This window comes from Neobacillus cucumis (assembly GCF_016908975.1).
Classification (GTDB): Bacteria; Bacillota; Bacilli; order Bacillales; family Cytobacillaceae; genus Neobacillus; species Neobacillus cucumis.
The window spans coordinates 44,921-67,058 of the sequence record NZ_JAFBEX010000010.1 but is presented as its reverse complement, the minus strand read 5'-3'; the positions used below and the strand labels follow the sequence as shown (position 1 = coordinate 67,058).

Annotated in this window: 21 protein-coding genes; 13 read left to right on the top strand and 8 right to left on the bottom strand. The window is 40.0% G+C overall.

Features of this window, described 5'->3' with window-relative positions:
- Nucleotides 1-3 precede the first annotated feature (3 nt).
- From JOC76_RS14760 to JOC76_RS14730, 7 genes are all read left to right on the top strand, one after another.
- Nucleotides 4-1,470, top strand: a complete 1,467-nt coding sequence (locus JOC76_RS14760) for a tagaturonate reductase (RefSeq protein WP_205178702.1) — start codon at nt 4-6, stop codon at nt 1,468-1,470.
- Nucleotides 1,471-1,481: 11 nt separating this feature from the next.
- Nucleotides 1,482-2,975, top strand: coding sequence for a UxaA family hydrolase (locus tag JOC76_RS14755; protein ID WP_205178700.1), 1,494 nt, complete (start codon nt 1,482-1,484; stop codon nt 2,973-2,975).
- An 18-nt stretch (nt 2,976-2,993) separates the two neighbouring features.
- Complete coding sequence (locus tag JOC76_RS14750; RefSeq protein ID WP_205178698.1) at nt 2,994-3,656, top strand: bifunctional 4-hydroxy-2-oxoglutarate aldolase/2-dehydro-3-deoxy-phosphogluconate aldolase; 663 nt, start codon at nt 2,994-2,996, stop codon at nt 3,654-3,656.
- Nucleotides 3,657-3,962: 306 nt separating this feature from the next.
- Nucleotides 3,963-4,679: a lactate utilization iron-sulfur protein LutA gene (lutA, locus tag JOC76_RS14745; RefSeq protein ID WP_205178696.1), complete on the top strand. Its 717-nt coding sequence runs from the start codon at nt 3,963-3,965 to the stop codon at nt 4,677-4,679.
- Between the two features lie 52 nt (nt 4,680-4,731).
- Nucleotides 4,732-6,156: a LutB/LldF family L-lactate oxidation iron-sulfur protein gene (locus JOC76_RS14740; RefSeq protein WP_205178694.1), complete on the top strand. Its 1,425-nt coding sequence runs from the start codon at nt 4,732-4,734 to the stop codon at nt 6,154-6,156.
- 2 nt (nt 6,157-6,158) lie between these two features.
- Nucleotides 6,159-6,878, top strand: coding sequence for a LutC/YkgG family protein (locus JOC76_RS14735; RefSeq protein WP_205178692.1), 720 nt, complete (start codon nt 6,159-6,161; stop codon nt 6,876-6,878).
- A 646-nt stretch (nt 6,879-7,524) separates the two neighbouring features.
- Nucleotides 7,525-9,594 (top strand): bifunctional aldolase/short-chain dehydrogenase, encoded by a 2,070-nt coding sequence (locus JOC76_RS14730; protein WP_205178691.1) that lies wholly within the window; start codon nt 7,525-7,527, stop codon nt 9,592-9,594.
- A gap of 127 nt (nt 9,595-9,721) precedes the next feature.
- Here the strand turns inward: JOC76_RS14730 and JOC76_RS14725 are convergent, their stop codons facing one another.
- From JOC76_RS14725 to JOC76_RS14715, 3 genes are all read right to left on the bottom strand, one after another.
- On the bottom strand, nt 9,722-10,057 hold the full coding sequence (locus tag JOC76_RS14725) for a L,D-transpeptidase (RefSeq protein WP_205178690.1): 336 nt from the start codon (nt 10,055-10,057) through the stop codon (nt 9,722-9,724).
- Nucleotides 10,058-10,242: 185 nt separating this feature from the next.
- The gene (locus JOC76_RS14720) at nt 10,243-10,995 is read right to left on the bottom strand and encodes a TraR/DksA C4-type zinc finger protein (RefSeq protein WP_205178689.1); all 753 of its coding nucleotides are present in this window, start codon (nt 10,993-10,995) and stop codon (nt 10,243-10,245) included.
- A 301-nt stretch (nt 10,996-11,296) separates the two neighbouring features.
- Nucleotides 11,297-12,196 carry a LysR family transcriptional regulator gene (locus JOC76_RS14715; RefSeq protein ID WP_205178688.1) on the bottom strand — a complete coding sequence of 300 codons (900 nt, stop codon included), beginning with the start codon at nt 12,194-12,196 and terminating at the stop codon, nt 11,297-11,299.
- A gap of 264 nt (nt 12,197-12,460) precedes the next feature.
- Here JOC76_RS14715 and JOC76_RS14710 point away from each other — a divergent pair, with 264 nt between their 5' ends.
- The 6 genes from JOC76_RS14710 (at nt 12,461) to JOC76_RS14685 (ending at nt 18,289) form a co-directional block, all read left to right on the top strand.
- Nucleotides 12,461-13,513, top strand: a complete 1,053-nt coding sequence (locus JOC76_RS14710) for a quercetin 2,3-dioxygenase (RefSeq protein WP_205178687.1) — start codon at nt 12,461-12,463, stop codon at nt 13,511-13,513.
- A gap of 2 nt (nt 13,514-13,515) precedes the next feature.
- Nucleotides 13,516-14,487 (top strand): alpha/beta hydrolase, encoded by a 972-nt coding sequence (locus JOC76_RS14705; protein WP_205178686.1) that lies wholly within the window; start codon nt 13,516-13,518, stop codon nt 14,485-14,487.
- Nucleotides 14,488-14,724: 237 nt separating this feature from the next.
- Nucleotides 14,725-15,663 carry a fumarylacetoacetate hydrolase family protein gene (locus tag JOC76_RS14700; RefSeq protein WP_205178684.1) on the top strand — a complete coding sequence of 313 codons (939 nt, stop codon included), beginning with the start codon at nt 14,725-14,727 and terminating at the stop codon, nt 15,661-15,663.
- Nucleotides 15,660-16,619, top strand: a complete 960-nt coding sequence (locus tag JOC76_RS14695) for a VOC family protein (RefSeq protein WP_205178682.1) — start codon at nt 15,660-15,662, stop codon at nt 16,617-16,619. The genes JOC76_RS14700 and JOC76_RS14695 overlap by 4 nt, the downstream gene beginning before the upstream one ends.
- 19 nt (nt 16,620-16,638) lie before the next feature.
- A complete protein-coding gene (locus JOC76_RS14690; protein WP_205178680.1) occupies nt 16,639-17,823 on the top strand; it encodes an acyl-CoA dehydrogenase family protein in 1,185 nt (394 codons plus the stop codon).
- A 22-nt stretch (nt 17,824-17,845) separates the two neighbouring features.
- A complete protein-coding gene (locus JOC76_RS14685; protein WP_205178678.1) occupies nt 17,846-18,289 on the top strand; it encodes a PNPOx family protein in 444 nt (147 codons plus the stop codon).
- Between the two features lie 79 nt (nt 18,290-18,368).
- Here the strand turns inward: JOC76_RS14685 and ystJ are convergent, their stop codons facing one another.
- From ystJ to odhB, 5 genes are all read right to left on the bottom strand, one after another.
- Nucleotides 18,369-19,616 (bottom strand): NADP-dependent malic enzyme, encoded by a 1,248-nt coding sequence (ystJ, locus tag JOC76_RS14680; RefSeq protein ID WP_205178676.1) that lies wholly within the window; start codon nt 19,614-19,616, stop codon nt 18,369-18,371.
- Nucleotides 19,617-19,815: 199 nt separating this feature from the next.
- On the bottom strand, nt 19,816-20,073 hold the full coding sequence (locus tag JOC76_RS14675) for an aspartyl-phosphate phosphatase Spo0E family protein (protein ID WP_205178674.1): 258 nt from the start codon (nt 20,071-20,073) through the stop codon (nt 19,816-19,818).
- Nucleotides 20,074-20,175: 102 nt separating this feature from the next.
- Nucleotides 20,176-20,325, bottom strand: a complete 150-nt coding sequence (locus JOC76_RS14670) for a hypothetical protein (RefSeq protein WP_205178672.1) — start codon at nt 20,323-20,325, stop codon at nt 20,176-20,178.
- A gap of 16 nt (nt 20,326-20,341) precedes the next feature.
- Nucleotides 20,342-20,857, bottom strand: coding sequence for an acyl-CoA thioesterase (locus tag JOC76_RS14665; RefSeq protein ID WP_205178670.1), 516 nt, complete (start codon nt 20,855-20,857; stop codon nt 20,342-20,344).
- Between the two features lie 20 nt (nt 20,858-20,877).
- Nucleotides 20,878-22,122 (bottom strand): 2-oxoglutarate dehydrogenase complex dihydrolipoyllysine-residue succinyltransferase, encoded by a 1,245-nt coding sequence (gene odhB, locus JOC76_RS14660; protein ID WP_205178668.1) that lies wholly within the window; start codon nt 22,120-22,122, stop codon nt 20,878-20,880.
- Between the last annotated feature and the right edge of the window lie 16 nt (nt 22,123-22,138).

The following is a 22,138-nucleotide window of genomic DNA, read 5'->3' as shown; positions in this document are numbered from 1 at the left end:
GAAATGCAAAAACTGTCAAGAGCCCTTTATAAAAATGATCAGGAGTATCCGGAAAAGGTCCTTCAGTTTGGAGAGGGTAATTTTCTAAGAGCGTTTGTGGATTGGCAAATTCATGTATTAAATCAAAAAGCTGATTTTAATGGAAGTGTTGTAGTTGTACAGCCGCGCGGCTTCGATAAAATAAACAGGCTTAATGGCCAAGATGGACTATATACTCTTTATTTGCAAGGAATAAAGGATGGTCAACCGGTTAATGAGCATATGGTGATTGATTCAATTAACAGGGGGATTAATCTTTTTAAAGACTATAACCAATATATTCACTTAGCAGAGAGTCAAGATTTGAGGTATATCATTTCAAATACAACGGAAGCAGGAATTGTCTTTGATCCTACGGATAAATTAGAGGATGTTCCACCAAAAAGCTTCCCAGGGAAGTTAACAGCGTTCCTTTACCACCGATTTAAGGCATTCGCTGGAAACAAGGAAAAAGGCTGTATTATTATTCCATGTGAGTTGATTGAAAATAATGGTCAGGTTCTTAAAGAAGTGGTACTTCAATTAGCGGCCCTCTGGAAACTTGAAAAAGAGTTTATTGACTGGCTTAATGACGCAAACACTTTTTGTTCTAGCCTAGTAGACCGAATTGTACCTGGATTTCCAAAGGATTCTATTGATCAATTAACAAAGGAACTGGGCTATCAGGATGAACTTATAGTGGTTGGAGAGCAGTATCATAGCTGGGTCATTCAGGGTCCAGAATGGCTTAAAGAGGAGCTTCCTTTTGAAAATACAGGACTTAATACCATTATTGTGGATGATTTAACTCCATACAGGACCAAAAAGGTTCGAATTTTAAATGGTGCCCATACAGCAATGATGCCAGTAGCCTATTTATATGGATTAAATACGGTAGAAGAATCAGTAAATCATCACGTGGTTGGAGAATTTATTAAAGAAATGATCCACACAGAAATTTTGCCTATACTTGATTATTCACTGACAGAGCTTGAAGAATATTCTATTGCAGTTTTGGAACGTTTTAAAAATCCTTTTATTAAGCACTTTTTATTAAGCATATCCCTGAACTCCTTATCGAAGTTCAAAACAAGAAATCTGCCTACTCTATTAGAATATGTAAACAGGATGGGGAAGCCACCTAAACTGTTCGTGTTCTCACTTAGTTCCCTTTTCTATTTTTACAGAGGAAAAAGAGGAGAAGATGAAATCATACTTGATGACAAACCTGAAGTTCTGAAACTCTTTAAAGAACTATGGGGGAAATATGAAAAAAATCAAATCGATCTAAATGAATTTGCCGCTACGATACTTGCTGAAGAACAACTTTGGGATATGGATCTTACTATCATTCCAGGATTAACTCAGGATATAGCAAGGAATCTTCAATCAATCGACTCCAATGGGATAAAAGCTGCCCTGAAGGAAGTAACGGCAACATTCATTCAATAGGGGGGGCTCTTTTGAAGGACTATCTGCAGATCAACGACAAAGATAATATAGTTTTAGCATTAAAAGACCTGAAAAAGGGGACAGACATATCTGTAAATGGGACCGTGTTTCAATTGAATGAAGATATTTATAGAGGACATAAAATTTCGATAAAAAAAATCCCGGCGGGCGACCATGTTATTAAATACGGGTATCCAATCGGCCATGCGATAGTGGATGTTTTGCCAGGCCAATTAGTCCACACCCATAATACGAAAACCAATTTATCGGGCTCATTGGAATATCAATATGTTCCTAATCATACGGAAATTTCTTATCAAAAAGAAAACCTCACATTTCAAGGCTATCGACGAGAAAATGGAACGGCGGGAATCCGAAACGAGCTGTGGATTGTTCCGACAGTTGGTTGTGTAAATGGAATTGCTGAAAAGATTATTAGACGCTTTGAGAGAGAAGTAGGGGATATTAGTCCTTTTGATAATGTCCTAGTTTTAAAGCACAATTACGGATGTTCGCAGCTTGGCGATGACCATGAGAATACAAAAAGAATCTTGGCCAATGCAGTCCACCATCCGAATGCCGGAGGAATCCTAGTTTTAGGTCTCGGATGTGAAAACAATGAATTGCCGTTATTTAAAGAAGCCCTTGGTCACATAAATGAAAAGCGTGTTAAGTTTTTAATCTCTCAGGAAGTGACAGATGAGATAGAAGAAGGAGTTAAGTTAGTAAAAGAAATCCATGCTGCCGCGAAGCATGATAGGAGGGAGGAAATCCCTCTATCAGAATTAAAAATCGGTTTAAAGTGCGGTGGTTCAGATGGTTTTTCTGGAATAACTGCCAATCCCCTTTTAGGTAGATTTTCAGACTACCTAATTGCTCATGGTGGAACGACCGTACTAACTGAAGTTCCCGAAATGTTTGGGGCAGAAACCTTGCTAATGGAACGGGCAGAAAATGAAGAAGTATTTCATGAAATTGTCAACCTAATCAATGATTTTAAAGAATATTTTCTTAAACATGAGCAGCCAGTTTACGAAAATCCTTCACCAGGAAATAAGGCAGGGGGAATAACGACACTAGAGGATAAATCGCTTGGCTGCACGCAAAAAGCAGGTTCCTCTCCGGTATGCGATGTGTTGAAATACGGGGAAGTTTTGAAAAAGAAAGGCTTAAACCTACTAAGTGCACCAGGCAACGATTTGGTTGCTTCAACCGCGCTTGCAGCTGCCGGCTGCCAACTAGTTTTGTTCACCACTGGGAGGGGGACGCCATTTGGAACCTTTGTTCCAACGATAAAGGTATCTACTAATACAGCAATCTATGAATCAAAGCCTCACTGGATTGACTTTAATGCTGGGACTTTACTTGAGGATGAAGTAGAACCTGACCAAGTTTTAGAGGATTTTGTTCAATATATTCTTGAGGTAGCAAACGGCCGGTTTGTTAATAACGAAAAAAACGATTTTAGAGAAATGGCTATTTTTAAGAGCGGAGTAACTTTATAGTGCCTTAGGGAGGATTGTATGGAGAAATTTAATGTAATTAAAAATATAACCGAGTGCGGAGTAGTTGCCGTTGTAAGAGCGGATTCCAAGGAAGAAGCGCTTCTTATTTCGGAAGCGTGCATAAAGGGCGGAATATTAGGAATCGAGGTTACTTTTACCATCCAGAATGCAGAATCCGTTCTGAAGGAATTAACCAAAGTTTATGCGAATACAAATGTAGTCATCGGTGCAGGTACCGTTCTCGACTCACAAACAGCACGGATTGCGATTTTGGCTGGTGCCAAATTTATTGTTAGTCCATGCTTTGATAAAGAGACCGCCAAATTATGTAATTTGTATCAAGTCCCGTATATGCCCGGGTGTATGACCATTACTGAAATGAAGCAGGCATTAGAGTACGGTGCAGATATTATCAAATTATTCCCAGGGAACGCTTATGGACCCGATTTCATTAAAGCGATCAAAGCTCCTCTTCCACAAGTAAATATCATGCCGACGGGCGGCGTCAGCTTGGATAATGTTCATCAGTGGATAAAAAATGGATGTGTGGCAGTGGGCGTTGGAGGAAATTTAATTACTCCTGCAAAGTCTGGGAATTATGCCCAAATCACCGAGAATGCAAGAGAGTATATTCAAAAAGTCAAGGAAGCAAGAGACATCTATTATGAAAAAATCCTTTAATGTTTGTCTCTGTTAAACAAAATTGTTGATTTTATACTCTGTTGATTGGAGCGGAAAGCGAGCGCCTGCAGCGGAAATCAACTGCCAAGTTTAATAGAGCTAAATTTTTAAGAAATCGCGTATTGCTCTAATATTTTAATAATTTTTTAAAATCGATAGGTAAGATTCTATCGATAATTTTTTTATTTTAAGTACATAACTATTCAAAAATAAACAAACATATAATATAATAAAAACAAAAATAAATAAAAATACAAACCAAATAAAATAGGCTTTTTAGCTTCATATAAAGGGGATGGATTAAAAATGAAAGTGAGCTTATTTGCAACTTGCCTTGTCGATATGTTCCAAAGTAATGTAGGAAAAGCAACAGTTGAGCTGCTGGAGAGACTTGGTTGTGAGATTGATTTTCCAGAGTCACAAGTATGCTGCGGCCAGCCAGCTTATAACAGCGGTTACACGAAAGAATCAAAAGAGGCCATGAAACGGATGATTGATACATTTCAAGATGCTGAGTATGTGGTGTCACCATCAGGATCATGTGCCTTTATGTTCCACGAGTATCCACACGTTTTTAAAGGAGATCCCGTTTGGGAACCAAAGGCCAAAAAACTGGCCGAGAAAACGTATGAACTCACTCAATTCATTGTTGATGTTTTAAAGGTTGAAGACGTTGGGGCAAAATTTGAAGGAAAAGCGACTTATCATACCTCTTGTCATATGACAAGATTGCTAGGTGTTAAACGGGCACCGATGATTCTTCTAAATAATGTCCAAGGATTAGAGTTTACTGAACTGCCTGGAAAAGAACAATGCTGCGGATTTGGTGGAACTTTCTCGGTGAAAATGACGCAAATTTCTGAGCAAATGGTCGATGAAAAGGTTTGTCATGTAGAAGAAACAGAGGCTGATTATTTAATTGGTGCAGATGCAGGCTGTCTGATGAATATCGGTGGGCGGATTGATCGTCAAGGAAAGCCAATTAAGGTTCTGCATATTGCTGAAGTACTAAACAGCCGCTAATAGAATTTTTAGTGACCAAATACGAGAGAACTAGGAATGGGGGAAAAATAGCATGGCAATGAAAATCAGCGACCAGCAATTTAAGGAACGCGTTGATAAGGGGATTCATGACTCCTTTATGCGCGGAGCAGTGGCGGGTGCGCAAGATGGAATGGGTGTGAAAAGACGTGTTGCTGCTGAAGAGCTTGGAAATTGGGAAGACTGGCGTTCACATGGGGAAGAAATTCGCCAGCATGTCTTAGAACACTTAGATTATTATTTAGAACAATTAAGTGAAAATGTCGCTAAACGGGGTGGGCATGTCTTTTTTGCCCAAACTAAAGAAGAGGCCAATGATTATATTCGGGGCATCGTTCAGCAAAAAAATGCCAAAAAAATTGTGAAATCAAAATCAATGGTCACGGAAGAAATCAGCTTGAATGCCATGTTAGAACAAGAAGGCTGCGAAGTGATTGAAACGGATCTTGGGGAATATATCCTTCAGGTAGATGATCACGATCCACCGTCTCATATTGTCGTTCCTGCACTACATAAAAACAAGGAGCAAATTCGCGATGTGTTCACGGAGAAGCTAGGCTATACAAAGACTTCCAAACCAGAAGAACTAGCATGGCATGCACGAGAGACACTACGTCAAGAATATTTGACAGCAGATATTGGCATTACCGGGTGTAACTTTGCTGTTGCTGAAACAGGATCATTTAGTCTTGTAACAAACGAAGGAAATGCTGATTTAGTTACGGCCCTACCGAAAACCCAAATTACCGTTATGGGAATGGAGCGTATTGTCCCGACCTTTGAAGAGATGGAAGTGCTCGTCTCCTTATTAACCAGAAGTGCGGTTGGACAGAAGTTAACCAGTTATATTACGGTACTGACTGGTCCTAAGGAGGAATTGGATGTTGACGGTCCAGAAGAATTCCACCTTGTCATTGTAGATAACGGCAGGTCCAATATTTTAGGCGGCGAGTTTCAATCAGTCTTGCAATGTATCCGCTGTGCAGCATGCGTTAATGTTTGTCCCGTTTATCGTCATGTCGGAGGCCATTCCTATGGATCCATTTATGCAGGACCAATTGGAGCGGTCTTGTCACCATTGTTAGGCGGCTATGATGATTATAAAGAACTTCCATATGCGTCGACACTTTGTGGGGCTTGTACCGATGTATGTCCGGTGAAGATTCCGCTGCACAACCTTCTTCATAAACATCGTGAAGTAATTGTAGAGAAGGAAGGAAAGGCACCAATTTCAGAAAAACTAGCCATGAAGGCATTTGGCTTAGGCGCAGCCTCGCCAACGCTTTATAAAATTGGATCGAAAATCGCTCCTACAGCAATGAATCCTTTTACAGTGGGCGATAAAATTTCCAAAGGACCTGGACCATTAAAAGCCTGGACAGATATCCGGGAGTTCCCAGCACCAAATAAAGAAAGATTCAGAGATTGGTTTAATAATCGTGAAAAAGGGGGCAAATAGTCATGGCAGGAACCATACAAAATCGTGAGGCCTTTTTAAATCAAATTGCAACAAGGCTTGGACGCGGGCGCATTTCTACACCTGTTAAGAGGCCTGACTGGAATTTTCGTCCCCAAGATGAGGTTTTGAAAGATGCGACACAAGATGAATTGTTAGAAGTATTAAAAGAACAGTGTAAAAAAATTCATACCACTATTTATACAACTGATATGAGCGAGCTATCATCAACCCTTAATGAAGTGGTCACTAATTATGGCGGGGGGCCGATTGTCACCTGGAAAGATGAGCGCTTTTCCCAGTGGGGACTTGATTCGCTCATGAAACAAGAATGGCCAAAACAAGATTTCGATGTGTATGAATGGGATCATCTGAAAGGTGATGAAAATATTACGAAAGCAGAGAAGGCTAATGTTGGGATTACTATCAGCGAAATCACATTAGCCGAATCAGGAACGGTTGTGTTATTTAGTGATGAAAATAAAGGTCGTACGGTAAGCTTTTTACCGGCAACGTATATTGCCCTTATTCCTAAGAGTTCGATTGTAGCAAGAATGACACAAGCTGCTCAAAAAATGCGAGACATACACCAAAAAACAGGTCATGTCGCCTCGTGTATTAATTTTATTACTGGACCAAGTAATTCGGCCGACATTGAGTTAAATCTCGTTGTGGGTGTACACGGACCGGTAAAAGCGACTTATATTGTCATAAACGACCTATAATATAACTAAAGGACCCGTTTTCGGGTGATTGCTTATTAAAAGGCACAAGAATTGACGTATGAATTGGCATACGTCTTTTTTTTATTTATCAAGATTTCTACGGAATTTCATTAACTTCGATAAAACGCTGCTGATTCCCCCTCATCTGGGATTAAGAGAGTCCACTCTGATTAATAGACGGAAAAATTCCACTTAATTATTAATTCCAATCAAAAAAATGCCTAAATAGACGGAGATATTCTGCCAATTGACTCGAAAAACGTGAAAATGCGGGATTTTGCTTTGCATAAGCGGAAAACCTCCGCTTATTTCCTACGAAACGAGCTCCATTCTGCATTTAAGCGTAAAATCTCCGCTTATTTTCCCTTACCTGCTGGTTCCCCGATTAAGGACAAGACATCTTATTTAAAAGGAAGTCAAATATCCAAGAGAACCTCATTTTGATGTATTACGGTAAACCGAATCACAAGTAAGTGAGGATTTAAACGGACAGTTTGTTCTATTTTTATGGTAAAAACTCGGGCAAACAAAAATATTCAAAAAAAGTGAAAGATTTATGAACTTTCTATTCAAAAATAAACAAATATATATTATAATAAAAACAGAAGATAACAAACATAAAAACAAAACAAACGGAGGATTTAGGATGGTACAGAATCTTTGGAATAAAGAAACAGCATCACAAGTAACAATAGGGGTAGAAGAATTAGTATATCGTTCAAATTTAATTGGATCTGACCGTGCGGTATGTAACTATGGCGGCGGTAACACTTCCATGAAGACAATTGAAAAGGATTTCCGAGGCCGTGATGTTGAAGTTATGTGGGTAAAAGGAAGCGGTTCCGATTTAGCAACAATGAAAGCAAAGAATTTTACTGGTCTTAATTTAGAAGACATTCGTCCATTATTCGAACGTGACGAAATGACTGACGAAGACATGGTTGCTTATCTTTCACATTGTATGATCGACAGCAAGCACCCAAGAGCATCAATTGAAACATTATTGCATGCATTCTTACCTTTCAAACATGTGGACCACACACATCCAGATGCGATCATCAGCCTTTGCTGTGCAGACAATGGTAAGCAATTAGCCGAAGAGATTTTTGGAAATCGTTTTGTTTGGGTACCATATATTCGCCCAGGATTTACTCTTTCAAAAATGATCGCTCAGGGAGTATTAAATAACCCAAATGCAGAACTAGTATTAATGGAAAAACACGGCCTTGTAACATGGGGAGAAACTTCTGAAGAAGCATACGCAAAAACAATTCAAATTATCAATGAAGCAGAAGCATTTATTAATGAAAGAATTGATGAAGCATCTGTATTCGGCGGCCAAAAATATCAATCTCTTTCTGATGAAGAAGCAACTAGCATTCTAGCAAAAGTATTGCCAGTTATCCGCGGCGCGGTAAGCGACGAAAAGAAAATGCTTTTAACTTACGACCGTGGTGAAGATGTACTTCAATTTGTGAATAGCTACAATGCACCAGAACTTTCACAAATCGGTGCAGCGTGTCCAGACCATCTAGTTCATACCAAAATGATTCCACTTTATGTGAATTGGGATCCACAATCAAAAGATGTTGAAGCTTTAATTGCTAGTGTGAAAGAAGGAGTTGCTAGCTTTAAGCAATCTTACCAAGAATATGTTGAGCAAAATAAAAATGAAGGCGACAAAATGTTTGAACCAGCACCACGTGTTATCCTAATCCCTGGTATTGGTATGGTGAACACTGGTAAGGACGTTACAAACTCAAGAATCAGTGGCGCCTTATACCACCGTGCCATCGCTGTTATGAAGGGTGCTACTACATTAGGAAACTTTGTTTCTCTAAGTGCAAACGAATCCTACAATGTAGAATACTGGCCATTAGAGTTATATAAATTATCTCTTGCTCCAGCGGAAGCAGAATTTTCTAGAAAAGTAGCCTTTATTACTGGAGGAGCAGGCGGAATTGGAAGTGCAACAGCACGTCGTCTTGTATCTGAAGGAGCTGCCGTTGTGCTAGCTGACTTAAATCTTGAAGGTGCGGAAAAAGTAGCGGCTGAAATTAATGAACAATTTGGTGCTAACCGTGCGCTTGCTGTTAAGATGGATGTAACAAGTGAGGAAATGGTCCAAGCTGCATTTGATCAAACAGCATTAACATTTGGCGGTGTAGATATTATTGTTAACAATGCAGGTCTTGCAACTTCTAGCCCATTTGAGGAAACAACACTTAAAGAGTGGAACTTAAACATGAATGTGTTAGGTACAGGCTACTTCTTAGTTGCACGCGAAGCATTCAAGCAAATGAAAGATCAAGGCATTGGCGGTAACATGGTATTTATCGGTTCTAAAAACTCTGTGTATGCTGGAAAAAATGCAGCAGCATACAGCTCTGTAAAAGCCCTTGAAACACACTTAGCAAGATGTATTGCAGCAGAAGGCGGCGAGTTTGGCATTCGCGTAAACTCTGTTCTTCCGGATGCAGTTCTTCAAGGTTCAGCTATTTGGGGATCAAGATGGCGTGAAGAACGTGCTGCAGCATACGGCATTCACCCTGACCAATTAGAAGAACACTATCGTAAACGTACGACATTACTGGTTAACATTTATCCAAGCGATATTGCTGAATCTATTGCATTCTTTGCTTCTTCAAAATCAGATCGCACTACTGGCTGTATGTTAACAGTTGATGGCGGAGTACCTGCTGCCTTTACAAGATAAAAAGGGAATTGAAGAAATCCTGTCCCGAATTTTAATAAAAGTTTAATAGATTAAATAAAAGGAAAAGGGACATTCTAAGAAGCTTGTCTTTTTTCCTTTTTATTATTGGATACAAAGAATTATTGATTCATTTATGAATAAAAACGTTAGTACCAATAGGAACTAAAGATGATAATTCCAGAACATCATGATTAAACATTCTAATGCAACCATGCGAGACATTCTTACCTATAGAGGATGGATTATTGGTTCCATGAATACCGTAATGTGGTCTTGATAATCCCATCCAAAGGACTCCAAATGGTCCCTCAGGATTAGGATCTTTGTTGATAATCGTGTATGTTCCTGTAGGTGTTGGTGCCAACATCTTTCCAACTGCAATTGGGTAAGTTTTTAAAAGCCTGTGACGATCAAAAAGTTTTAATTGATGTTTTGACGTTGATACATCAATCCATTTCGCCATGAAGTTCAACTCCGTTTTTTTTGAATATTGTATGAAGTATGTTAGGCATATGTTAATTATAAGTACGAAAGATGGACCTGCGGACTTGATGAACACTATAAAACAAAACGATGAATGATAATTAGTATTATAGTAGGGATTTGGCTGCTCAATTACCTTAAGACCTAGTAAAAACAGAGACTGAATTATTCAGACTCTGTTTTCTTATCATCTATATAGCTGTCTCTCTTCTTATATGGAATATCTCCAATTTTGGATTCAATCCCTTTTCTTTGTAGCAGTTCCTTGTACTCTTCTAACTTTCTGGACGGCAAAACGTATTTTTGCTGACCCGTGATGTCTGTAGCAGAATATGATTCATAATCCTCAGCATATAATTCTTCGTTTTTTCCCTTGATATACAGATCATTATAGCTATTATAATCCCCAACAAAGTCGGAAGGAGTTTCCGACGTTCCAAACATGGCGACTTCCTCATAACTATCTTGAATATCGACCAGATCATGCCAGAAGGAATAAACTATGGGTGGCTCTAAGAGCTCTTCCCCAACTGGGCGATAATTTCTGTCGGATGTTTCCTGAGAATGATTTACACAATGTAAGGTTGAAGGAAGAACTTCCAGCCGTTCGAAAGGAATTTCTTCTCCGCAAACCTGACACTTTCCATAAATCCCCTTTCTAATGGCCGATAGTGCAAAATTTATTTTTTCAAGCTCTTTATCCTGGTGTTCCTCTAAGGCGAATTCTCGTTCACGCTCGAATAATTCAGTACCTAGGTCAGCAGGATGGTTGTCATAAGCCGATAATTCATCGACAGTTTCCCTCATGCTTGTATCCCTATTACTGTACTTACTGTTACGATTCATTTGGCGTTTAATTGCCTGTTTTTCCTCCTCAAGAATCCTTTTTAATGTATCTAATTGTTTTTTGGTAAGCATTACTGATCACATCCTCTTTTATAATTGCTTCTAATCTCTTAAATAATACCCTTTCTATGATTTATAAAAACCCCCATTAAGATGAAAGAGGGGATGTCTTTGTTACAGAAATAATTAAGAGGAAATAAGTTTAGATGGAGCTTATTTTCGTAAAAAGTATGATCTAAGTAGGGGGTGAACAGTTTGGCAAAATGGAATTTACTTCAACAGGTGCGACGTTCTATTGATATGATAAGACCATATAAAAAAGGTCAACCAGATAAAATTCTGGCTAACCTTATAAAATATTACTTTTGTAAATTCAGATTGTTAATCCTTCGTTCGCCAATACCTCTAAAAAAATTGGTATAGAAGGATTCAAATTGTTCTTCTTCCATGCTGCAACGAGTTCAAAATCATGTCCTTCGAGTCCGTCAATTTCGATAAAGCGAAGAGAATGGCTAGATACTGCTTCAAAGCTTTTAGGCAAAATCGATATTCCGATTTCCGATTCAACTAGTATTGGAACCGTATCGACAAACCGCGGTTGACTCACTATTCTTGGAGTGAGACCGTTTTGCTCACATAAATGGACGATAAATTCATAGGAACCTATAGGGGAATCATGCCGATTATGGATAATGAACGGCTCAATGGAAAGATCAGTAAGCTTGATTTTTTGTTGATTTGCTAGCGGATGATTTTTATGCATGACTACACAATATCGCTCTTTTGCTACGGTTTGGATCTCAACTTCTTCTATTCGATGCAACCCGGAAGGCTGGGTTAGCGCAATATCCAGTTCACCTTCTTCTAACGCTTCTTTCAGCATTTTACTAGGATAGTGATTCAAATGTAATTCTACTTTCGGATAAAGCACACGGAATCGTTTGATTACTTCTGGTAAAAAACCGCGCACATGAACACTTAGAAAACCTATTGATAGACTTCCGATCACACCGGCATCTGTTTGTTGGGCCTTTTCAATCGCTCCTGACGTTTTTTCCACGATTTCCATCGCTTCTTTTAAAAAGACAGCCCCAGCAGGTGTAAGCTGGACGGAGCGTTTATTTCGAATAAATAGCTTCACACCGACTTGGTCCTCTAAATCGGCAATTTGATGGCTGATGGCTGATTGAGCTACGTAAAGTTGATTGGCTGCTTTGGTAAAATTTAAATGCTCTGCTACAGTAATGAAATAGCGTAATTGGCGAATATCCATAGGGTCCTCACTTGTTATTTAATTATTATTATTTTATCATAAGAAGTAGAAAGTAGTCGAAATTATAAGATAACTTTTAAGGTTATATCTCTATACAACTTGTAATCTACTTTAAAAAGTCATCTTACATAGCAGAATAATCATTAATGCAGAATCATGATTACAGAAATCGAATACCTATATTTCCAAATTTTCTTCATTCGTATTATGTTTTATATTGAAAGCGCTTAATAATATTAGGAATTGTGATAAGGAGTGAATAGGATGGTTCTAAAAGTCGTTGGCAAGTTACCTAACGAGAAGAAACCATATTTTATTAAAAATGGAGAGGGAGAGCGATATCTTTTCGGTACCCAAGTAGCCTCTATTGTTGCGACCACAGATAGCACTGGTGATATGATGGAGATTGTACAATTATGGGGAGGTAAAGGGGACAGTTTTCCTGCACATGTCCATGAACAAGCCCACGAAGGCATTATGGTACTCGATGGGAGACTTGAAGTAGAACTGAATGGACAATTATATTTATTAACAGCAGGTGACTACGTAAGTATTCCGGCAGGCACTGTCCATTCTTATCGGATGCAAAGCCATCGAACACGCTTCTATTCGTTCACTATTAACGGTCATGTCGCAAAGCTATATTCCTTAATTGGAGAGCCATTTACGAAGTTTGAACGCCCTCCAGTTCCAACGAACCTCTTAAACTCTGATATTTTTAAGCAAATCCCTACTGGTATTGATATTAAGTTCGTCACTAGTCATCCAATAGATGGCTTACCACAATGGGTTAACGGCAGCTCAATTCCACAGGAGGTTCAACCATATGTACTGGAATCTGGAGGAGGAGTCCATCTTCTTAGCGGCGATACTGTACATACACTCCTAACGACCAAAGCCGCAACAGATAGCAAGTTTCTTGTACTGGTTTCTGAAGGACCAAAAGGACAAGCTATTGGTGAACATGCACATGAATTAACGAACGAAACATTTATGTGTTTACAAGGAGAAATGACTCTTTGGGTGGATGGGGAAGAGTTGCATTTATTACCAGGTGATTTTGCCTATGTACCGGCCAATACGCCTCATCGCTTCCGCTGTGATGCCCATTATACGAAGTTCTTTGGATTATTGACCCCAGGGGAATTTGAAGATTTCTTCCGTATTCTTGGCGATCCTTACGAACATCCAATCTTCCCAAGTGATCCGGCTCCGTATCGGTTTGACCGGGTTATCCAGCGAATTCATGAACTTGATTTAAAATTATTAGGTAAGCCGCCTGGTGCTCCGCCTGCTGCCGTCGAAGAGGTCCATTAATAATGAACGATCGTTATGAAGTAAAGGTAATAGCTGATCTTGAATTTGCTGCACCAAATGGAAAACCATTACTATTGGATCTTTATTTACCTATTGGAACGGAAAGACCTGTGCCAGTGATTGTCTGGCTGCACGGCGGTGGTTGGCGAATTGGTGATCGAAAGCTAGGACCGGATTTCCGTGTGAGATTTGCAGAGCAGGGCTATGCTATGGCAAGCATTGAATACCGCTTAAGTAGTGAAGCCATTTTTCCTGCACAGATTCATGATGTAAAGGCAGCCATTCGTTGGCTTCGTTCGGTTGCAGATGAGTATGGTCTTGATAGTGGTAAAATAGGTCTTTGGGGTTCTTCGGCTGGCGGGCATTTGGCGGCATTAGCGGGTACGACAGGATTTGGTAGACTAGAAGGTTTAGAGTTAGGAAATTCAGATTTTTCGAGTGAGGTACAGGCTGTTGTTGATGGTTATGGTCCAACTGATTTCTTGCAGATGGAAGACGAATCAGAGATTACACCTTCTGATGATCCGGAATCCAATCGTCTAAATTACGTTGAGCGCCATACCGACCCAAATTCTCGTGAGTCACAATTGCTGGGAGCACCTATTCAAACGGTTCCTCATCTTGTCCGTGAGGCGAATCCTATCACATATATTGATAACAAGATACCGCCGTTTCTTATTCTACATGGGAAGAATGACACAGCTGTACCTGTACATCAAAGTGAGCTGCTTTATCGGGCACTCGTTGAAAATGGAAATGAAGCTGCGCTTTGTTTGATTGAAGGATTGGGTCATGCATTTTTTAATAAAAATGATCTAGATGAACAGCCTTTGGAAGTTACCCTTCGTAAGGCTGGAAGAGGTGAATTCGAGCAAATAGAGAATGGCAGTATGAGAATATTTGAGTTAGTAGAATCATTTTTTCGAAGACACCTTTTTAAAATTGGATCAAAGGTCGATAAATACTCCGTTTAGGCGGGGTATTTTTTTTACTTTTTCTTTTGAAAATGAAGGACATAATTGCTGGAATCCCAATAAGAAGTGTCCTTCATAGATTGATGTGGGAACACAGTTATTTACATTATTTAAACTTAAAAATCAGAAATCGTGATTTCTCAAATTCAATATGTGTATTTCAAAAAGAAATCAATCTGCCTTATCATTAATTTAAAGAGAAAAACACACTGTTGTTAAACATAAGGAGGAGATTCCATGAAATTACTAACCTATTCCACAAACAATAATCCGCTACGACTTGGCGTTCTTGTCGACGAGAATACCATTGTCGACCCACAGCAAGCCTATATCGACCTTTTAAATGAAAGTGGGCAGGAAAGAGCAATAGAAATTGCGAACGCTTTATTACCAGCTGACCCAACACAATTTATTGCAGGTGGAGATCTCGCGTTAAAGACCGCTAAGGAAGCAATATCCTATGCCCTTGAGAATCCAACACAAACATCAGCCCTTTATCAAAAAGAAAATGTCCAAATCGGAGCACCTGTATTAAAACCTAATAAAATCATCTGCGTGGGATTGAATTACAAGAATCATATTCTTGAAATGAAGCGTGATCTTCCCGTCCACCCAGTGATTTTTGCCAAATTTGCTACAGCGATTACCGGTCCAAACCACATCTTTCCGCTAAATTCAAATTTGACTAAAAAACTAGATTACGAGGCAGAACTAGCGTTCGTGATAGGGAAAGAAGGAAAAGACATTCCATATGAGGATGCTTTGGACTATGTATTCGGCTACACCGTAGCGAACGATATCACAGCTCGCGACATGCAAAAACGAACCCTTCAATGGCTGCAAGGAAAGACACTCGATAAGAGCCTTCCGCTTGGACCTGTCTTAGTAACAAAGGATGAAATCCCGAATCCACACTGCCTGGATATTTCATTAACCGTTAACGATGAAGTAAGGCAGAAATCCAATACAGAACAGCTTTTGTTCAATGTCAATCATCTTGTTGAGTTTTTATCAGGCATCATTACTTTGGAGCCAGGAGACATCGTCCTTACTGGTACACCTGGTGGCGTCGGGGAAGCACAAAACAAATTTTTACAGCATGGAGACAAAGTAAAGGTTGAAGTCTCTGGCATTGGTGCAATTGAGACTACCATTGTGGAGGTGACTAAAGAATGACCACCAATCATGAACCTATACGAGATATTGCCCACTTAGCCCATATCGAATTATTAACTCCTAAACCATCCGAGAGTCTAGAATTTTTCCGCGATTTACTTGGAATGGAAATCGTCCATCGCGAAGGACAATCAGTCTTTCTTCGCGGCTGGGGGGACCAGCAGTTATACAGCTTGAAACTCACGGAAGCAAGTCAGGCTGGTTTAGGGCATGTGGCATTAAGAACCTATTCACAACAGGCACTTGAGCGGCGTGTACATGATATTGAGCAAAGCGGATACGGGATTGGTTGGACAGATGGGGACTACGCACACGGTCGCTCCTACCAATTTACCGATGCTGATGGGCATGTTTTAGAAGTGTTTTATGAGGCAGATAAATATGTAAGACCAGATCACTTAAAGCCAGGGTTGAAAAATCAGCCTCAAAAATTTTCAGCCAAAGGAGCCGCGGTGACACAGCTGGATCATATTAATTTGTTCAGCTCAAATGTCGATGCCGACAGCAGTTTTTTCCAAAATCAACTCGGATTCAGACTAAGTGAACAAGCCATAACCGATGAAGGTCAACAAACAACGGCTTGGCTTCACGTAACTAATAAATCCTATGACCTTGCCATTTCACTTGATAAATCAGGCTCTCAAGGTCGCTTCCATCATGCAGCATTCAAAGTGGAGAGTGCTGAAATGGTACTCCGGGCAGCAGATATATTTCTAGATAATGGAATATTCATTGAAGCTCCTCCTAATAAACATGTCGCAGGGCAAACGATGTTTGTATACGTATATGAACCTGGTGGTAATCGAATTGAGGTTTGCTCAGGCGGTTTTCTCATCTTAACACCGGATTGGGAAACGGTTACCTGGACAACGGAGGAAAGGAAAAAGGGCTTAGCATGGGGGTCACCGCTGCCATCCACTTTTCACACGTATGGTACACCGAACCTAGAAAAATAAACCAGAGGAGGATGAGAAAATGAATGAAGTATTAAAGAAGTTCTCATATGAGGAAGCGATCGAACGTGCAAAGGAATTGTCTGCTTCCCTACGAATGCGGCCAAATCTTGGTGAAGAATTAAGACATCAGCCCCCTGAAACCATTCAAGAATTCATTTCATCGGGCTTGGTTCGATCCTTGGTTCCGAGCCGTTGGGGTGGTCACGAACTCAATTGGAAGTCATTAGCGGATACTGCTATTGAGGTATCTAAAGGTGATGCTTCTGCAGGTTGGTGCTATTCTCTCCTGCTCCTGCATAACTGGATGCTGGCCTTTTTTCCAAATCGGGCACAAGCAGATGTGTGGCAAAACAATCCTGATGCCTGTCTTGCTACATCGATTAATCCAAGTCCGGATGCAACAATCAGCCGTGTAAATGGAGGATATAAGCTAAGCGGCAAATGGGGATTCTCATCAGGGATCAATCACTGTGATTGGGTCATGATTAGTGCCCCAGCCCCAGTATCGGAAGATGGAGAAGAAACCAAGGTTTTATATTTCCTCGTTCCAAAAAAAGATCTTCATGTGATAGATGTTTGGCGAGTCATTGGCATGAGAGGAACAGGCAGTAATTTACTGCAGTTAACCGACGTTTTTGTTCCGGACCATAGAACAATGGAGTTGGAACCATGGAACCTTCAAGGTGTATCACCTGGGATGGACTTGAATACAGCACCACTTTACCGCATCCAATTGTCAGCTGTAATGCCAGTTACGCTTTTATCCGTCATTCTTGGAGCAACCAAAGGAGCATATGAGATTTGGCGTGACCAAGTAATTGGAAAAAATAAAACAAGGGGCGGCGGAGCAGTCGCGAACTTAACCCATCAACAAATTCGACTCGCAAAGGTAGCGGCGAAAATTGAAGCTATTGATGCTCTTCTTCATAAATCTTTGGAACTAGTGGAGTCAGGCCGGGTAATGGATTATCCTGAACGGGTACGCTTACGCTGTAATTATGCGTATTGTGCAGAAATGTGTACGGAAGCGATAGAAACCATTTATACTAGTAGTGGGGCTGCCGCTTCTGCGGAGAGCCATCCTCTACAACAGTTTTGGCGGGATATACATGCTGGAGCACAACATACGGCTTTCAATTTTGATTGGGTCGGAGAACTGTTCGGCAAGCTTGAGCTTGGTCTTCCGGTAAAAGTGGAATATTAATAGAGAGAAGGAGAGATTCATAATGACAAAAACTTTAGATCGTCTGAGCCCAGCGCTCGCTTCTTCTTTGCAGGGAGAAAAGATGGTTTCGTTGATTACGGTGGATGCAGAAACTAAACTTCCGCAATTGAGTGTCGTTTCATGGGTAAATGCGAATTCAGAAGGCACTCAAATAAAGATAGCACTTGGGTCTAAAGCATCTAGTATTACAAATATCCAAAGCAATCCTACTGTCATTGTAGGGATGATTGGCGATGGAAGCTGCTATTCAGTACGCGGTAAGGCTACTGTGTCCGAAGTAATCGAGAAGACCATGAAGTTTTGTGTGGTTACGATTGATGTTGAGGAAGTGGAGAATGTCATGTTTTATGGTGGTAAGGTGACGGTTGAACCTGAATACGAAAAAACGTACAATCCGGAACTTGCCAAGAAATTAGATACAGAAGTTTACGAGCTTCTAAATTAAGGGAAAAACTAAAAAAAAATAATCAACAAGAAAAGGGAGCATCAATAGTGATAAGACTATTAGTGCTCCTTTTTTAGAATTATAATAAAGCAGGTTGTTTTTCTTCAACTAGTGGTAATAGACGCCTTTTGATTTCTTCAACATTTACATTTTTTTGTGCAACACCCGTTTCCATTGCAGCGTTAGCAACAGCAGCTGCTACATGGGCTGCTACCCGGCGGTCAAATGGATCAGGAATTACATAGTCGGGATAAAGTTCATCGTCTGAAATTAATCCAGCAATGGCATACACGGCAGCCAACTTCATTTCTTCATTGATTTCTATTGCCTGAACATCTAAAGCGCCACGGAAAATTCCAGGGAATGCCAAAACGTTATTGACTTGATTCGGGAAATCAGAGCGCCCTGTTCCAACAACTAGTGCCCCAGCTTCTTTTGCATCCCTTGGCATAATTTCTGGTACGGGATTGGCCATGGCAAAAATGATCGGATGATGGTTCATGGAACGGACCATTTCTTTGGTCACGGAACCAGCCGCTGATACGCCAACAAACACATCCGCTCCCATTAGTGCATCCGCTAGTTTCCCTTGTTTTTGTTCTTTATTGGTGATGCGGGCCATTTCTTCTTTAAATGGATTCATTCCGGCAGGACGTCCTTTATATATAATCCCATTTGTATCACATAGGATGACATCCTTTACCCCCATATGGAGCAAAAGCTTCACAATCGCTACACCCGCCGCACCGGCACCGTTTGCTACGACACGTATATCTTCAATGTCTTTATTAACGAGTTTCAGAGCATTGATTAATCCGGCTGCCGTTACAATAGCTGTTCCGTGTTGGTCATCATGGAAAATGGGAATATCGCAGATTTTTCGTAAGCGATCCTCAATTTCAAAGCATTGCGGTGCTGCGATGTCCTCCAAGTTTACTCCGCCAAAAGTGGGTTGTAATAGTTTAACCACCTCGACAATTTTATCGGGGTCCATTGTATCAAGGCAAATGGGAAATGCATCTACATCGGCAAACGATTTGAATAACAATGCTTTTCCTTCCATAACCGGCATCGCAGCTTTCGGACCAATATTTCCAAGGCCCAAAACGGCTGTTCCGTTGGATACAACGGCAACGAGGTTTCCTTTCATCGTGTAATCAAATACTTTACTTTCGTCTTCATGAATGTCTAAGCAAGGCTCAGCAACACCGGGTGAATACGCAAGACTTAAATCGTTTGCATTACTTACTGCGACTTTTGAGTGAACACCCAACTTTCCTCGATTTTCTTTGTGCATCCTTAATGCTTCTTCACGTAAAGTTGACATACATGTATCTCCCTTTGTTTAAGTTTTTATGGTATAGGAAAAAAGAAGAGTGCTCATACTTACATTTCAGCAATTTTGCTGCATTCATTCTCTTAATAAATGCGTACATATGTTGAAAAAACTACCAATCTCAAAAAATTTGTACCAACTAAACTTATACAAAAGAGACTCTTTAGTTTGATGTTGTTAAAGTTGGATATTAATCTTTTCTTTTTAAACCATCATGACTAGTGGATATGGGCTCATCTAAGTTTGGAGGCCTAATATAGAGATATCCCTGTTGTAAGGAGCGAAGTTCATGCATAATTTTTTGTAACATGACCATGTCCCGATCGATTTGTTGGCTGAGTTTTATGACATCAGGATCAGAGGGTCCCTTAGTCCTTTTCAATTCATCCAAACCCTGTCGGTAGGAATTGATACGCTTACTTAATTCAAGGGCATTCTTTAGAATCATGAACCTCATCTCCTTTCTATAGTTATCAAATTGTATTAATCTATTCCTTAATAACTAGCCAATTTTTGATAAGAGAAAATAGGCGGTTATCATGGAAAAGATCTAAACAGCGTAAATAGGATCATTAAAGTAAACAATGTGTGAAAGAATCTTGTAGCCTTTTAGGACTTTCAAAGCTTCTTTTGCCTCTTTTTCCGTGTTATATTCATACATGGTTATATTTAAATTTGAATAATGAGTGATAACCCACATAAAAAAAATCCTCCAATTAAAGGTAAATTTCCTGATACATGGTTAAAAATGAGGCTAATTCTTTACTTTTTTGTTTTCTTTCTTTACGCACTCTTGCCCGCTCTGGAGCGGTTTCATGTAATTTTTTCTCTTCTTCTGTTTCTGGGATGACTTCCGGAACCCATGTTGGGCGCTTATTCTCATCAAGTGCGACAAAGGTTAAGAGGGCAGTCGCCGCAATTTTACGCTTACCGCTTTTTAGGTCTTCTGCAATGACTTTTACAAATACTTCCATTGAAGATGTGCCTTTCCATGTCACATAAGATTCAAAGCAGACTGAATCAGTTGGTCGTATTGGATGTAAAAAATCGACTGAATCCGTTGAAGCAGTTACACATTCGCTTCGGCTATGGCGCGCTGCTGAAATAGAGGCGACTTGGTCTATATCACTCATTAACCGGCCGCCAAATAATGTATTGTGATTATTCACATCGTTTGGGAATACACGACTGGTTCGTATCACTCTTGATTCTCTACAGTATTTAGCTTCCATTGATAGATCTCCCTATAGTTTTAGCTTTCTAATAATAAGGTTTCTGGATCTTCTAACAATTCTTTTACCATAGCCAGGAAGCTAACGGCTTCTTTCCCATCCACAATTCGATGGTCGTAAGACAGTGCGATATACATCATCGGACGATTTGCTATTCGTTCACTATCAATTGCTACTGGCCTTGTTTGAATCTTATGCATACCGAGAATGCCTACTTGCGGACTATTCAAAATTGGAGTGGACATTAAAGAACCAAAAACTCCACCATTTGTAATCGTAAAGGTTCCACCTTGCAAATCATTCAAAGTGAGGGCATTATCACGAGCCTTTTTACCAAGATTACCGATTTCTTGTTCGATCTCGGCAAAATTTTTCTGGTTCGCGTTGCGTACAACTGGAACGACCAAACCTTCTGGAGCGGCAACGGCAATTCCGATATCGTAAAACTTCTTGATCAGCAATTCATCTCCTTGAATTTCCGCATTTAAAAGAGGGAATTGCTTTAAGGCTGAAACTACTGCTTTTGTAAAGAACGACATAAATCCAAGACGAACACCATGTTTATCATAAAAGGCATCTTTCCGCTTATGGCGTAAATCCATAATCGCAGACATGTCAACTTCATTAAATGTGGTCAACATTGCTGCTGTTTGTTGAACCTCTACGAGGCGTTTAGCGATCGTTTGACGTCTGCGGGACATTTTTACACGTTCTATAGGTTTATCAAACTCCACATCCGTTTGTTGTTCCTTTCGCTTTGGACTTGCCTTTTCCAATTTTGGTTCTTCTTTTACCGGAGATGCAGGTGAATAGGCTTTAACATCATTTGATCTAATTCTGCCTAGTGGGTCACTGCTGTTTACCCGGTTTAAATCGATTCCCAGTTCTCTTGCCATTTTTCTTGCAGCTGGAGAAGCAATCGGCCGGTTGGATTTCGGAACTTCTTGCTCAGACGGGATGCTTTGCTGGTTTAAGGATTCTTCTAACGTGTGCTCCGGATCTGTTGATGGGGCAACAGTTCCTTCAGCTTTGCTCTCCTCAATAATCGCAATAACATCGCCTACCTCTACCGTATCGCCTGTTTCTTTTAATACTTTTGTCACTACACCTGAGTATTCAGCATTTAATTCTATATTGACTTTATCTGTTTCCAGTTCTACGACACTATCTCCTTTTGATACTTTGTCACCAATATTAATGAGCCATTGTGAAATCGTTCCTTCTGAAATGGATTCTGCCAACTCTGGTACTTTAATTTCCATCAAGTTCATATCCTCCTAA

Bases quoted from the DNA above. Each gene is read 5' to 3' on its own strand.
- JOC76_RS14760 (WP_205178702.1), top strand. From the start codon at position 4: ATGCAAAAACTGTCAAGAGCCCTTTATAAAAATGATCAGGAGTATCCG.
- JOC76_RS14750 (WP_205178698.1), top strand. From the start codon at position 2,994: ATGGAGAAATTTAATGTAATTAAAAATATAACCGAGTGCGGAGTAGTT.
- lutA (WP_205178696.1), top strand. From the start codon at position 3,963: ATGAAAGTGAGCTTATTTGCAACTTGCCTTGTCGATATGTTCCAAAGT.
- JOC76_RS14740 (WP_205178694.1), top strand. From the start codon at position 4,732: ATGGCAATGAAAATCAGCGACCAGCAATTTAAGGAACGCGTTGATAAG.
- JOC76_RS14735 (WP_205178692.1), top strand. From the start codon at position 6,159: ATGGCAGGAACCATACAAAATCGTGAGGCCTTTTTAAATCAAATTGCA.
- JOC76_RS14730 (WP_205178691.1), top strand. From the start codon at position 7,525: ATGGTACAGAATCTTTGGAATAAAGAAACAGCATCACAAGTAACAATA.
- JOC76_RS14725 (WP_205178690.1), bottom strand. From the start codon at position 10,057: ATGGCGAAATGGATTGATGTATCAACGTCAAAACATCAATTAAAACTT.
- JOC76_RS14720 (WP_205178689.1), bottom strand. From the start codon at position 10,995: ATGCTTACCAAAAAACAATTAGATACATTAAAAAGGATTCTTGAGGAG.
- JOC76_RS14715 (WP_205178688.1), bottom strand. From the start codon at position 12,196: ATGGATATTCGCCAATTACGCTATTTCATTACTGTAGCAGAGCATTTA.
- JOC76_RS14710 (WP_205178687.1), top strand. From the start codon at position 12,461: ATGGTTCTAAAAGTCGTTGGCAAGTTACCTAACGAGAAGAAACCATAT.
- JOC76_RS14705 (WP_205178686.1), top strand. From the start codon at position 13,516: ATGAACGATCGTTATGAAGTAAAGGTAATAGCTGATCTTGAATTTGCT.
- JOC76_RS14700 (WP_205178684.1), top strand. From the start codon at position 14,725: ATGAAATTACTAACCTATTCCACAAACAATAATCCGCTACGACTTGGC.
- JOC76_RS14695 (WP_205178682.1), top strand. From the start codon at position 15,660: ATGACCACCAATCATGAACCTATACGAGATATTGCCCACTTAGCCCAT.
- JOC76_RS14690 (WP_205178680.1), top strand. From the start codon at position 16,639: ATGAATGAAGTATTAAAGAAGTTCTCATATGAGGAAGCGATCGAACGT.
- JOC76_RS14685 (WP_205178678.1), top strand. From the start codon at position 17,846: ATGACAAAAACTTTAGATCGTCTGAGCCCAGCGCTCGCTTCTTCTTTG.
- ystJ (WP_205178676.1), bottom strand. From the start codon at position 19,616: ATGTCAACTTTACGTGAAGAAGCATTAAGGATGCACAAAGAAAATCGA.
- JOC76_RS14675 (WP_205178674.1), bottom strand. From the start codon at position 20,073: ATGATTCTAAAGAATGCCCTTGAATTAAGTAAGCGTATCAATTCCTAC.
- JOC76_RS14670 (WP_205178672.1), bottom strand. From the start codon at position 20,325: ATGTGGGTTATCACTCATTATTCAAATTTAAATATAACCATGTATGAA.
- JOC76_RS14665 (WP_205178670.1), bottom strand. From the start codon at position 20,857: ATGGAAGCTAAATACTGTAGAGAATCAAGAGTGATACGAACCAGTCGT.